This is a genomic window from Streptomyces sp. NPDC002125 (assembly GCF_053593715.1).
Map to the genome: position 1 here is coordinate 96,894 of NZ_JBSFDD010000031.1, position 13,202 is coordinate 110,095.

The following is a 13,202-nucleotide window of genomic DNA, read 5'->3' on the forward strand; positions in this document are numbered from 1 at the left end:
CGGTCGACCTTCCTTCGTATGTACTCGGCCCCGATCGTGAGGCAGTGCGAGGGGCGGCATGGTGCCGGTCAGCGGGCCACCCCGGCCCGCGTGGTGCGGATGTGTTCGGAGATGACCCGGATCACTTCCGCAGCCTGCGAGTTGAGGTAGAAGTGCCCGCCGGGGAACACGGTCTTCGTGAACGGTCCGGTGGTGTGCTCGGACCAGGAGCTCGCTTCCTCGTCCGTCACCTGCGGGTCGGTGTCACCGATGAGGGAGAGCACCGGACAGGTCAGTGGCGGCCCCGGCCGGTACGCGTAGCTCTCCACCACCCGGTAGTCGCCACGGATGGCGGGCAGGATCATCTTGAGCAGTTCCTCGTCGGCCAGCAGCCGGTCGTCGGTGCCACTCAGCTGCCGGATCTCGTCCATCAGGCCCTGATCGTCGCGCAGGTGCACCGGAGCGTGCTGCGGCCGGGTGCGGGAGGGCGCGCGGCGGCCCGAGGCGATGACTCCGAGCGGCACCGTGCCCGCGTTCTCCAGCAGCCGGGCGGCTTCGAACGCCACCATGGCGCCCATGCTGTGCCCGAAGAGGGTGACCGGCCGGTCCAGCCAGGGGGCCAGGGCTTCGACCACTCCGCGGGCGAGCTCGTCGACCGAGGCGGCGCACGGTTCGAGACGCCGGTCCTGGCGCCCCGGGTACTGGACGGACAGGACGTCGGTCTCCGGTGACATCGCCCTGGCCACGGGCAGGAAGAACGATGCGGAGCCTCCGGCGTGCGGAAGGCACACGAGCCGCGTCGGCGCGTCCGGCGCCGGCGCGTACCGGTGGATCCACGCTCCGGTGTCTACGCCTCCCACGCGGGCCGCTCCCCGATCGTGAGCACACAGGCGGAGCAGACCCAGCCCGGGCCCTGGGAGGTCATCAGGACGTGGTCGCCGGGCACCAGCTCACCGGTGCGTACGGCGTGCTCCAGCGTGATGAAGATATCGGCTCCGCCGGCGTGGCCGACCGAACTGCCGTACTCCCAGACCAGCCGGTCCATGGGAATGCCGAGGGGGCGCATGAGCGCGTGCTCGGTCATCCTCTTGTCCACGTTGATGGAGATGACCTTGGAAATCTCGTCGGTGGTCAGCCCCGCGTCGACAACGGCCTCGTTGATGATGCCGAGATCGAATTTTCCGAAGGTCTCGAAGAGCTCGGAGAATTCCATGACGTTATCGACGAAATACTGCGACCGCTCCCCCATGTTGAAATACTTCCGGTCCCCGCCATCGGGCGGCAGAAGTGATTCCTCACCACGGTGCCACTGCTCCAGACTGTGCAGCGTTCCGGAATTCAGGGACCGCACCTCAGCAAATCCGCCACGACCGTTCACCACGGCCGCCACGGCACCGTCCGAGAAAATGGAAGAGGTGCCGAAATCGCCCCACCGGTTGATGAGCGGGGTGCTGAAATTCGTCGCGGTGGTGATCAATACGTTGTTCCGCCGCGCCACGCCGGTGATCTGGCCGATCGCGGCCTCCAGGCCGCCGAGCATGCTGTTGCATCCCTGCTGCACGTCGAGCGACGGGATTTCCCGGGCGCCGAGCTCACGCAGTACGTAGGCAGGCGCGTACGCCCCCTCCGGAACCTGGTAATAGACGCTGCCGTGGACGTGGTAGTCGATCGCGTCCAGGTGCGCCGACGAGCGCGCGACGGCGCTGCGAGCCGCGAGGACGGCCATGTCGGCGGCCGGCACGTCACCGGCCACGTGCGTGCCCTTCAGGCCCGCCGCGGCGAACTCGCCGCGCGCGTAATCGCTTGCGCCTTCCGCCTCGGCGGAGGCCACCCATTCAGGGAGGTGCACCCCGAGCGAATCTATATAGACACCATTTATTTTCATGACGAAAACCTCCCCTGCTTCCGCATTTACAACGCCCACCTAAATGCAATGAGGATCACCTTGTCAAGTCGATTCGACATCGACCCCACACCCCGCCGGAGTGACGTACATCACGGCGAAATCAGGACGGTTTTTCCGCTATCCATATACCCATGCGCATTTCCGATGAAGGAGGAACGGTGACACCTCGTATTGATGCCGGCGCCGAGGTCGACGAGAACGCGACGGTGGGTGACGGGACGACCGTCTGGGGCCTGGCCCACATACGGGAGGACGCGGTGGTGGGCCGTGGCTGCACCATCGGCCGCGGTGTCTACATCGGTCCCGGGGCGACGATCGGGGACCACTGCAAGGTCCAGAACCACGCCTTGGTCTACGAGCCCGCCCAGGTGGAGGACGGGGTGTTCATCGGCCCCGCCGCAGTGCTCACCAACGACCCGCATCCGCGCGCCCTCACCCCTGACGGCGTCGCGAAGGGACCGCAGGACTGGACGCCGGTCGGGGTGACCGTCCGGCACGGCGCCTCGATCGGCGCCCGGGCGGTGTGCGTGGCTCCCGTGACCGTCGGACGCTGGGCCCTGGTCGCCGCTGGCTCCGTGGTGACCCGTGACGTGCCGGACTACGCCCTGGTGGCGGGCTCGCCGGCCCGCCGGGTCAAGTGGGTGGGGCGCGCCGGCGTACCTCTGGAGGGCAAGGGGGACGGCCGCTTCCGCTGCCCGGTCACGGGCGAGGGGTACACCGAGACCACCACGGACGCGACGGCCCCGGTGGGGGCGGTTGTGCTGCACAGGGACGATGACCTCTCGTGACGGGGGCGTGCGTGGGCACTGTCAGGACAGCGAGTTCAGGCAGGCCAGGAGGGTGCGGCCCTGCACGCTGACGTATTGGTCGTGCCGCAGCAGCGCGTTCAGCTGCGGCACGCTGAACCACGCGAAATCCGGTGGCGGGCGCTCGGGCAGGCCGTCGTCCGCCTCGACGATCAGGTGACGGGAGACCGCGTTCAGGAACCGTCCGCCTTCCTCCGACAGGACGGTGTCGTACAGGACTCTGGCCGGATCGGCGTTCAGAACGTAGTCGAGCAGCGGCGGCCGGTCGGCGGGGTCGTAGTTCTCCGGCACGCACTGCACGGTGGGGCCGAGTTCAACCGCGCTCCGGAAGCCGGGCTCCGCGCGTGCCCGCATCAGCACGTGCGGCACTCCGCCCGCCCGCCGCACGACCGACGCGACCACGCCCGGCCCACGCGGCGCGAACAGCGGCTGGTGCCAGCCGGACACCTCCCGGTTGCCGGCCCGGACGGAGACGGCCACCACCCCGAAGTAGCGGCCGTCCTCCCGGGCGATCTCCGTCGGGCCGCGGTGCCAGCCCTCCGACTCGGTGTCGCGCAGCGGAATCCTGGTGACGTCGATCTCACGTTCACTGCGCTGCCCGGTGAGCCAGCCCATCAGCTCAGCGGTCGGCATCAGGGCGCCGGCCTCCTGCCCCGCACGAGGCAGCAGGGGGGCGAGACAGGACAGCGCCGAACGCGCATCCATGTTGACCAGATTGTCCCGCTTGAGCAGGTCGTTGATCTGCCCCAGGGTGAGCCAGCAGAAGTCGTCGGCCGGCGGGACCTCGGTCTGCGCGTCGACCTCCACGATCATGTTGCGGTTGCACTTGCGGTAGAACCAGGTGCCGTGCTCGGACTGCAGGACGTCGGTGACCACCCGGCCCCGGCCCGGCCCCGCGAAGTACTCCAAGTACCGGACCCGCGCTCCTCGGTGCACTCCCGTGAAGTTGCTGCGCGTGGCCTGCACGGTGGGCGACAGCTGGAGCAGGTTCGGATTGCCGGGCTCCATCTTCGCCTGCATCAGGAAGTGCGGCACCCCGTCGAAATCCTTCATCAGGATGCCGAGGATGCCGATCTCGGGCTGCCGGATGATGGGCTGCCGCCACTGGCGCACCGGGCCGTCGGCGGACCGTACCGCCAGCCCCTCGACGCTGAAGAATCGCCCGCTGCGGTGCACCAGGTTGCCCGTGGCGTCGTCGAAGCTCCAGCCCTCCGCCGCTGCGAAGGGGACCTGCTCAACCCGGAAGGGGTGCGCCTCCCGGCGCTCGTCGAACCACGCGTCGAACGCGTCCAGAGGCAGCAGGACTCCCCGCCGTTCACGCTCCGAGGCCGCCAGCCGGCCCGGCAGTGCGGCGTCCTCGCAGTTGTGCAGCAGCCCGTCCGGGTGCGCCAGAACCGCCGTCACGCCGCCGCTCCCCGGTCCGCGGTGGCCTGATCCCACCGGTCGGGGTGCGCGCGGTACCACGCCACTGTCTCGCCGAGGCCTTGCTCGAAGTCCACGGCCGGGGCGTAGCCGAGTTCGTCGCGGATCTTGCTGTCGTCCAGCGAGTAGCGCAGGTCGTGACCTTTGCGGTCGGTCACGTGGCGCACCATCTCCGCCGTGGCGCCCGTCAGTTCGAGCAGCAGTTCGGTTATCTGACGGTTGGTCCGCTCGCCGCCGCCACCTATGTTGTAGATCTCGCCGCCGCGCCCCTTGCTGAGGACGAGGTGGACGGCCTCGCAGTGGTCGGTGACGTGCAGCCATTCGCGGACGTGGGAGCCGTCCCCGTACAGCGGCACGGTCTCGCCGTTGAGCAGCCTGGTGGTGAAGAGCGGGATGAGCTTCTCGACGTGCTGGTAGGGGCCGTAGTTGTTGGAGCAGCGGGTGATCGACACGTCGAGGCCGTGGGTGCGCGCGTAGGAGCGGGCCATCAGGTCGCTTCCGGCCTTGGACGCGGCGTAGGGCGAGTTGGGGGCCAGGGGCCAGTCCTCGGTCCAGGAGCCGGAGGAGATCGAGCCGTACACCTCGTCGGTGGAGATGTGCACCACCCGCTCGACTCCCGTGCGCAGGCACGCCTCCAGCAGGTTCTGCGTGCCGACGACGTTCGTACGGACGAAGACGGACGGGTCCGCGATGGAGCGGTCCACATGCGACTCGGCCGCGAAGTGCAGCACGGCGTCGTGTCCGGGCAGCAGCTCGTGTAACAGGTGCTGGTCGCAGATGTCGCCCTCGACGAACGTCAGCCGCTCGTGGCGGTCGGGCAGATTGGTCCGCTCGCCGGCGTAGGTCAGCTTGTCCAGGACGGTGACGGAGGCGTCCTCGTACCCCGGGTAGCGGCCATCGAGCAGGGCGCGGACGTAGCAGGAGCCGATGAAGCCGGCGCCGCCGGTCACCAGGAGCTTCACGCCGCCACCTCCACCCGGGCGTGGTCCCCGACGATCAGGCGGTGGGAGGCGTCGGCGTCCGCCGACGTGATGCTGGCCTCCCGGCCGATGACCGAGCCGCGGATGGATCTGACGCCCTGCACGGTCGCGCGGTCCAGCACGATCGTGTCGCTGAGCTGGGCCTCGCGCAGCAGGCAGTCCTCGCCGATGGAGGTGTGCGGGCCGATGGAGCTGCCTTCAATCAGCGCACCGGCGCCGACGACCGCAGGGCCGGTGATCCGGGAGCGGACGATGCGGGCGCCCGCCTCCACCACCACCGTCCCGATCAGTTCGCTCTCCGCGTCGACCTCGCCGTCCACGGCAGGCTTGAGCCGGTCGAGGAGTTCGCGGTTGCAGGCCAGGACGTCCTCGATGCGGCCGGCGTCCTTCCAGTAGCCGGTGTAGGTGCGGGCCTGTACATCTGCCCCGCTCGCCACCAGCCACTGGATCGCGTCGGTGATCTCCAGCTCACCGCGGGTACTTGCCTCGACCGCGGCCACGGCCTGGTGGATGACCGGTGTGAAGAAGTAGACACCGACGAGCGCCAGATCGCTGACCGGGTTCTCCGGCTTCTCCACGAGGCGGAGCACACGTCCGGTCCGGTCCACCTCGGCGACGCCGAACTCACGCGGGTCGGCGACCTGGTGGACCACCAGTTGGGCGGCCGGGCGGTGGGCGCGGAACTCACGGGCCATCTCGACGACGCCCTCGGTGAGGAGGTTGTCGCCCAGGTACATGACGAAGTCGTCGTCGCCAAGGAAGTCGCGGGAGATGGCGACGCAGTGCGCGAGGCCGCGCGGAGCGTCCTGCTGGATGTAGGTGAGTCGTACGCCCAGCTCGGAGCCGTCCCCGAGGGCTTCGGCGATCTTCTCGGGGCGGTCTCCGACCACGATGCCGATCTCGGTCACGTCGAGGGACTTGAGCGCCTCGACGACATGAACCAGGACTGGCTTGTTGGCGAGCGGGATCAGTTGCTTGGGCGTGGAGTGGCTGAACGGCCTCAGCCGCAGCCCCATACCTCCGGACAACACCAGCGCTTTCACCGGTGACTCCTTCTCAGAGGGTCGTGAGGACGTCGCGCAGGGCACCGATCACGGTGCTCTGGAGGTCCGCGGGCAGCGACGGGTACATGGGCAGCGAGAAGATCTCCTGGGCCAGCTGCTCGGTGACCGGGAGGGACCCCTTGCCGTATCCGAGGTGTGCGAAGCCGGTCATGGTGTGCACAGGCCAGGGGTAGCTGATGTTGAGCGAGATGTCGTGCTCGTTCTTGAGCCGCTCGATGATCTGGTCACGCTGGGGGTGCCGGACCACGTACACGTAGTAGACGTGGTCGTTCCCGGGGCTGACCTGGGGCAGGAGCAGGCCGCCGGGGCCTGAGAGGTCGGCCAGCTCCTCCTCGTAGCGATGGGCGACGGCACGGCGCCCCTCGACGTAGGTGTCCAGGCGGGTGAGCTTCCGCCGCAGGATCTCCGCCTGCACCTCGTCCAGACGGCTGTTGTGGCCGGGGGTCTGGACGACGTAGTAGACCTTGTCCATCCCGTAGTAGCGGAGCCTCCGCAGAGCCGCGTCCACCTCTCCGTCGTCGGTGAGGACCGCGCCGCCGTCCCCGTAAGCGCCCAGGACCTTGGTCGGGTAGAAGGAGAAGGCGGCCGCGTCCCCCATCGATCCGGCGGCCCTGCCGTGGTGGTGGGCGCCGTGTGCCTGCGCGCAGTCCTCGACGAGGGCGAGGCCGTGCTCGGCGGCGAGGGCCTCCAGGGGGGCCATGTCCACGCACTGGCCGTACAGGTGCACCGGCAGCAGGGCTTTGGTGCGGGGGGTGACGGCTGCGGCGACCTGGTCCGTGTCCATCAGGAAGTCGTCGGCCCTGACATCGACGAAGACGGGGGTGGCGCCGACTCCGTCGATGGCGAGGACGGTGGGGGCCGCCGTGTTGGACACGGTGATCACCTCGTCTCCGGGGCCCACACCGACCGCCTGGAGGGCCAGCTTGACCGCATTGGTGCCGTTGTCCACGCCGACGCAGTGGCGTACGCCGTGATACGCGGCGAACTCCTCCTCGAAGCCGCGGACACTCGCGCCCAGCACCAGCTGGCCCGAGCTGAAGACTGTCTCGACCGCGTCGAGGATGTCCTTGCGTTCCTGGTCGTACTCCGGCAGATAGTCCCAGACATACGTGGTCATGGGTGGTTCAGCCTCCAAGCCGTGGTGAAAGGTTGACTTTCGTGAACGGTGCTCTCAGGCCGCCGCGTTGCCCCAGTCCTCGATGAGGTCGCAGGCCGTCTCGACGCCCCGGTCGGCGCGCACGCGCTCACCGGTCGCAGCGGCTCTCCCGGCCAGTCCGGGGTCGCCGACGACGGCGGCTACGGCCTCCCGCAGCCTCTCGGGCGTCATCTTCTGGAACGGCACCGGCGGGACGGACAGGCCGAGTTCGGCGAGCCGGTCCGCCCAGTACGGGCCGTCCGCCCAGCACGGCAGAGTCAGATGCGGCACTCCGGCGCGCAGCACGTCGGCCGTCGTACCGAACGAGGCCCCGTGGATGACGGCGGCCACCTTCGGGAAGAGCCAGCCGTAGTCGACCTCCTGGACCCGGAACACGTCGTCGGATGCCGTACCTTCCGGACCACCGACCACGATGAGCCGTCGACCGGCACCACGCACCGCGTCGCGTACGAGAGCGAAGGTCTCCTCGCCGTACACCGGCCAGGCACTGCCGAGCGCCAGTACCAGCGGCTTCGAGCCGCTGTCGACGAAGTCCGCCAGACCGGCGGGAGGTTCCTCGTCCGGGCGCTCCCGGACCCAGTACCCGGTGACGTGCGCATGTGCGGGCCAGTCGGCCGGCGGGGGCATGAAGGCCGGGCTGTAGGGATAGAGGATGGGCTGCTCGACGCCGAGCCGGCCGACGGGCGACTTCTTCACGGGCGGCAGACCGCGGCGGGCGCGGACCACGTTCACCGCCGGACGCTGCCAGGCCCACTCCATCTGCGCGGACAGGGTGTGGGTGAGCTTGGTGTACGCCCGCCCCAGCGGCAGATCCGGGGTCTTGTACGCGCGGAACTCACTCGTCTCCGTGATCGGCCACCAGGAGACGGTGCCCCAGGGGAGGCCGGGGCCGGCGTAGCCGCAGCCGCGCGCGATCAGGGAAGTAAGGAGGAAGTCGGCGCCCTCCGCGGCCTCCTGCATCTTCTCCAGGGAGTTCGCGACCTCGTCCGTGGTGGGCCGTTCCATCGCCATCGCCGTACGTATCGACGACGAGCTCTTACGGATCGCCTTGATGACGGCGGGCGCCGCGAAATAGTCGGCGCTGTTGCCGGGTATCTCCCGGAAGTCCAGGCCCGCCTGTTCCACCATCGACTTGAAGTCCACCGACGTGGCCACGGACACCTCGTGCCCGCGGTCGCGCAGCCCGATCCCCAGCGCCACGAAAGGATGGACGTCGCCTCGCGTCCCGAACGTCTGCAATGAAACCTTCATCGGACCCTCTGCAAGTTCTTCTGGTACCACTGGACTGTGTCGGCTATGCCGCTCTTCAGCGATCTCGGGGTGAAATCGACCACGCTGTGGAATCTTTCGAGGTCGAGAGCCCTGCGGGCAGCTCCCACGGGCTTGTCCGGGTCGAAACGGACCCCATTCGTCCGCCCGGTGGCCTCAGCCAGGAGATAGGCCAGATCGCGGATGGAAACGGACTCCTGCGTACCGATGTTGAGAGTCTCGTACACCCCCGACTGCACCATACACAAAATCGCGCGCACGAGATCGCTCACGTGTATGAACGTTCGGGTTTGGCTGCCGTCGCCCCAGATCTCGACGTCCTCCCCGGACGCCAGCTTCATCAGCATGTTCGGTATGACGTGATTGGTGGCTGTGCCGAAATCATCCCGCGGGCCGTACACATTGGTGGGGCGAGGCGTGTAGATCCTCATGCCGAACTGTTCGCGGTAGAGAGCCGCCGCCACCTCTGTGAACATCTTGGACATTCGGTAGCCATTCGGAGAGAACTCCATATGGCGACGATGGTCGTCCTCCTCCCGCATGGGCTTCTCGCTCTCGTACGAGTAGATCTCGGCCGAGCTGATGAGCACCACGTCCCGCATTTCGCAGTATCGGGCCAGCTTCAGCACATTGGAGACCATGCGGATGTTTTCGTCGAACATCCGGCCCGATTGCTCCAGTAGGAATTGCATGTTTCCGTCGAGAGTGGCGCAGTTGATGACGGCGTCGATACGGGGCACCGTCTCGGCGGCGACCAGCAACGCGTCGTAGTCGAGGATGTCGGCACACATGGTCGACAGCGCCTCCGAGACGGGGAACTCGGCCCGCACCTCCGGCTTGTCGCGGCGGTACACGCACAGGACTCTTGCGCCCCGGCCGAGCAGCGCCTCGACGACGTGCGAGCCTATGAAGCCGAGCCCGCCGGTGACCAGGACCGTCCGGTCGGCCCAGTAGTCCGGTGCCATGTCAGCGTCGCCCCAGGTACGCCTCGATCTCGTCGGCACCCCGGCTCGCACCGCCTGCCGCACGGACCCGCTCCGCCGTGGCGGCCACCCGCTGCCGGATCTCCGGGTCCTCGGCTGCCTTGAGCACGGCCTCGCGAAGGGCCTCGGGGGTGGCCTCCTGCCGGGCGATCCGGACACCGAGGCCCAGGTCCGCGATCCGGCGCGCGGTGAAGTCCAGCTCCACCGACTGCGGGACGGCCACCAGGGGCGTTCCGGCGGCGAGCGACTCCATCGTGCTGCGGATGCCCGCGTGCGTCACGAAGACCTGGGCGTGCTCCAGCACGGCGAGCTGCGGCACCTGCCGGTGTACCTCGAAGTTGCGGGGCAGGTCACCGAGGTCCGCCGGGTCGACGTGGTCGCCGGTCGCCATGACCACGTGCCAGGGCAGGTCCGCGAACGCCTCGGCGCATGCCCGGTAGAAGTCCGGTCGCTCGTTGAACAGGGTCCCGAGTGCGATCAGCAGCACGGGCGAGCCGTCCTGCGGCGGGGTCCACGCCGGCCGGGCCGCGGAGTCCGGGAGGCTCGGACCGACGAACACGTACCGGTCGTCGAAGGTCTCGACGGCGGGCTGGAAGTCCGCGGCGACACAGACCAGGTTGAGGTCCTCCGACGCCGCGAGGAAGTCACCGGGGCCCGGTGCGGGCAGACCGTGACCGGCCCTGAACTCGACGAGTTTCATACCGAACTCGACCAGCGCAGGATGCTGCGGGTCGATGGCGGGGAATTCCTCCGAAAGTGCCTGCAGTACGGAGAAGTGCTCGTTCGACGCGAGCAGGGGAATGATCTGCGCGGCCGGCTTCCCCCATTTTTCGGAGAGAGCCCGGGCCCCGAAGTTCATGAGCGTGTCGTACAGCACGAGATCGGGCAGATCAGCGGCGAGCTCACGCTCGGCTGCGGTCGCGACCGCGATGTTCTCCCGAAGAAGCTGGAGCGGTCCCTCCACCATCTCCTCGGCCGATATCTCCGCCGCCACACTGCGATTGGCGGGCCAGACCGACTCGTACGGGACGGCCTTGGCTCCCGCTGCCGAAACCGCTCCCGCGAACTGGTCCGTCGTGACGTAAGTGATCCGGTGTCCTCGGCCCAACAAGTCGGCGACCACCGCGAGTGTGGGATTCACATGCCCCTGGTACGGGGCACCGAAAACAGCTATGTGCTTCTTCAATGGAAGAACTCCAGTTCACCATGCACGAACGAAAAAGGAGAGTATTTCTGAACTACCTGTCGATGCCTGTCGGAAGCCTCAGGCTATTTCATCGATCCATTTCTCGACAATGCCTGCCGTGATTTCGGCGTGCTCTTCCACGATGCCGAAGTGGTCACTCGCCACTTCCCTGGCAGTGTGGTCCAGCTTCCAGTCGATGTGCAGCACGTGTGCGTCTTCCGGGGCTCCCGACGAGGACGGCATCGCCTCGGTGGCACGAACCAGCAGAGTGGGCGTCTTGATGGGTTCAGGCCGCCAGGCACCGAGAATCCGGTGATATCCGCCCATGGCGCTGAGCCGGGTGTCGTTCATGATTCCGCCGCCCAGTTTCGCCTCGCGGTCGAAGACCACACCCAGCATCGCCACCCCGACCTCGTTGTTGGCCTCGTCGTCATCCGGCCAGGGCACGTCGAGCAGCACCAGGCCCCTGGGCGGGGTTCCGAGGCTCTCCAGATGTGCCGTGACGGCGTGGGCGATCTGGCCGCCGGCTGAGTGGCCCACCAAGACGAACGGATCGTCGCCGGAGGACCGCAGCAGCACTTGGGCGTGGAGCGCGACGAGCGCCTCCATGTCGGCGGGAATGCTCTCGCCGTCCACATACCCGGGCTGCGGCACCACCGTCACGTCACGCCGGTCGCGGAAGTGTTCGGCGAGACGGGCGTACTGCTGAGGGCCGGCCGTCGCCACAACGGCCGGGAGGCAGAAAAGCCTGGGACGCGCCTCCCCCACGGCCAGCCGCACCGGCTCCGGAAGGTGCTCGGCGGCCGTCGCGCTGTCGAAAGCGTGCCGAAGGCCCGACGCGGCCATGATCAGCTCGTTACCCGCTGAGTGCTGCCCGGCGGCGTGCGCCTGCCGGAACATCGCCTCGATGGCTCCGGCTCCGTCCTCGCTCGTGCCCGTTGTGCCGGCGGTTCGCGGGCCGTCGGAGGTGTCGGAGGCACCGGCGCCGGTCAGTTGCTTCCGCAGGTAGGCGACGGCGGACGTCGGATTCGTGTACTCGAAGAGAAACCCCGTCGGCAGGCGGAGCCCGGTCCGCGCACCGAGCCTGTTGCGCAGGTCCACCGACATGAGCGAGTTGAAGCCCTGCTCGAAGAATCCACGGTGGAGCTCAACGGTCTCGGGCGCGGTGTGCCCCAGGACCACGGCTGTCTCGGCACGCATCAGGTCGGACAGAACACGGATCTGTTCCGCCTCCTCGAGCCCGGCCAGCCGCCGCCGGAGGTCCGGTTCACCGGTCGCACCGGCCGATACTGCGGTACGCCGGGTCGCGCCCCGGCGCGCGGCCGGCCGTCCGGACCTCTCCTCGGAGCCCAGGACGTCACCCCTGGGTTCGACGGCGTCCGCCGGGGTCAGCGCGAGCGCATCGACCGATGCCACAGGGACACCGGTCATGTCAGCGAGGGCGGCCGAGTACACACCTGGCCGTCCGGTGGCGCTGATCCGGACACGTAGCGTCGCGGCACCGACGGCATGCAGTGAGACGCCCTGCCAGGACGAGGGAAGCCACGACCGGTCTGTGTCCTCCCCTGCGTTGGCAAGGACCCGAGCGGCGTCCAAGGCAGCGTCGAGCAGCGCCGGATGCAGGCCGTAGCGTGCCGCTTCCCCTTGCTGGTCGCCGGCTTCGGGCAGGCTCACCTCGGCGAACATGTCGCCGTCGGCCCCCTGCCAAAGGCCGTCGAGGTCCTCGGCCTCCACCGCGGTGGCTCCCGCCGGCGGCCAGGACACCAGGTCCCAGGCCGGCACAGCCTCGTCACCACTGGCCAGCACCCCTGTGGCATGGCACACCCACGGGGCATCGGAAGGGCCTGCTTCCGTCCGTGAGTGGACGCTGAACTTGCGGCGCCCCGTCCGATCCGGCTCCGCCGCCCTCACCCGGAGCTGGACACCGCCCTGCGCGGACAGCATGAGCGGTGCACGGACCGTCAGCTCGTCCACGACATTGCAGCCGACGTCGTCGCCCGCCCGCAGGGCCATTTCCACGAACGCCGTCACCGGCAGCACGGCCCCCCCGTCCCCGTCCTGCCGGGGCAGCCACCTGTGCGCCTGCGCCGACAGCCGCCCGGTGAGCACGATGCCGTCGGAGCCGGGCAGCTCGATCGCGGCCCCGAGGAAGGGGTGGTCTGCGGACAGCAGACCCACCGAGGCCATGTCACCAGTGACGGCGGCGCCGCTCTCCAGCCAGTAGCGGCGGCGTTGGAAGGCATACGTCGGCAGATCCACCCATGACGCACCCGTCCCCACGAACGCCTGAGACCAGTCCACCTCCACACCCTGCACCCACGCCTCGGCCAACGACGTGAAGAACCGGTCCAGGCCCCCGTCATCACGACGCAACGTCCCCACCACGACCGCAGCGTCCGCCTGCTCCTGCACACTCATCACCAGCACCGGATGCGCACTGACCTCGACGAA

General features: G+C 68.6%; 11 protein-coding genes. 1 reads left to right on the forward strand and 10 read right to left on the reverse strand.

What is annotated here, in order from left to right; translation table 11 throughout:
* Positions 1–68 precede the first annotated feature (68 nt).
* Together ACWCQM_RS35170 and ACWCQM_RS35175 are read right to left on the reverse strand one after the other, a co-directional pair.
* Positions 69–839 carry a thioesterase II family protein gene (locus ACWCQM_RS35170; protein WP_450919135.1) on the reverse strand — a complete coding sequence of 257 codons (771 nt, stop codon included), beginning with the start codon at positions 837–839 and terminating at the stop codon, positions 69–71.
* Entirely contained in the window at positions 827–1,828 is a 1,002-nt protein-coding gene (locus tag ACWCQM_RS35175) for a 3-oxoacyl-ACP synthase III family protein (RefSeq protein ID WP_450919136.1), read from the reverse strand. The genes ACWCQM_RS35170 and ACWCQM_RS35175 overlap by 13 nt, the downstream gene beginning before the upstream one ends.
* Before the next feature lie 215 nt (positions 1,829–2,043).
* Between ACWCQM_RS35175 and ACWCQM_RS35180 the strand changes: the two genes are divergently transcribed.
* Positions 2,044–2,673: an acyltransferase gene (locus ACWCQM_RS35180; RefSeq protein ID WP_450919137.1), complete on the forward strand. Its 630-nt coding sequence runs from the start codon at positions 2,044–2,046 to the stop codon at positions 2,671–2,673.
* Between the two features lie 21 nt (positions 2,674–2,694).
* Here ACWCQM_RS35180 and ACWCQM_RS35185 read toward each other — a convergent pair whose 3' ends face one another.
* The 8 genes from ACWCQM_RS35185 to ACWCQM_RS35220 form a co-directional block, all read right to left on the reverse strand.
* The gene (locus ACWCQM_RS35185) at positions 2,695–4,095 is read right to left on the reverse strand and encodes an NDP-hexose 2,3-dehydratase family protein (RefSeq protein ID WP_450919138.1); all 1,401 of its coding nucleotides are present in this window, start codon (positions 4,093–4,095) and stop codon (positions 2,695–2,697) included.
* Positions 4,092–5,075: a dTDP-glucose 4,6-dehydratase gene (gene rfbB / locus ACWCQM_RS35190; protein WP_450919139.1), complete on the reverse strand. Its 984-nt coding sequence runs from the start codon at positions 5,073–5,075 to the stop codon at positions 4,092–4,094. Before rfbB ends, ACWCQM_RS35185 begins: the two co-directional genes overlap by 4 nt.
* Positions 5,072–6,136 (reverse strand): glucose-1-phosphate thymidylyltransferase, encoded by a 1,065-nt coding sequence (locus tag ACWCQM_RS35195; protein ID WP_450919140.1) that lies wholly within the window; start codon positions 6,134–6,136, stop codon positions 5,072–5,074. Before ACWCQM_RS35195 ends, rfbB begins: the two co-directional genes overlap by 4 nt.
* Positions 6,137–6,149: 13 nt before the next feature.
* On the reverse strand, positions 6,150–7,274 hold the full coding sequence (locus ACWCQM_RS35200; RefSeq protein ID WP_450919141.1) for a DegT/DnrJ/EryC1/StrS family aminotransferase: 1,125 nt from the start codon (positions 7,272–7,274) through the stop codon (positions 6,150–6,152).
* Positions 7,275–7,328: 54 nt separating this feature from the next.
* A complete protein-coding gene (locus ACWCQM_RS35205; protein ID WP_450919142.1) occupies positions 7,329–8,564 on the reverse strand; it encodes a glycosyltransferase in 1,236 nt (411 codons plus the stop codon).
* Positions 8,561–9,547: an NAD-dependent epimerase/dehydratase family protein gene (locus ACWCQM_RS35210; protein WP_450919143.1), complete on the reverse strand. Its 987-nt coding sequence runs from the start codon at positions 9,545–9,547 to the stop codon at positions 8,561–8,563. Before ACWCQM_RS35210 ends, ACWCQM_RS35205 begins: the two co-directional genes overlap by 4 nt.
* Before the next feature lies 1 nt (position 9,548).
* On the reverse strand, positions 9,549–10,751 hold the full coding sequence (locus tag ACWCQM_RS35215; protein ID WP_450919144.1) for a macrolide family glycosyltransferase: 1,203 nt from the start codon (positions 10,749–10,751) through the stop codon (positions 9,549–9,551).
* Between the two features lie 78 nt (positions 10,752–10,829).
* A partial coding sequence (locus tag ACWCQM_RS35220; protein WP_450919145.1) for an alpha/beta fold hydrolase occupies positions 10,830–13,202 on the reverse strand: 2,373 nt, incomplete at its 5' end.

What these genes read in the sequence shown, in the direction of transcription:
- ACWCQM_RS35200 (WP_450919141.1), bottom strand. Translation starts at nt 7,274, where the DNA reads ATGACCACGTATGTCTGGGACTATCTGCCGGAGTACGACCAGGAACGC.
- ACWCQM_RS35210 (WP_450919143.1), bottom strand. Translation starts at nt 9,547, where the DNA reads ATGGCACCGGACTACTGGGCCGACCGGACGGTCCTGGTCACCGGCGGG.
- ACWCQM_RS35205 (WP_450919142.1), bottom strand. Translation starts at nt 8,564, where the DNA reads ATGAAGGTTTCATTGCAGACGTTCGGGACGCGAGGCGACGTCCATCCT.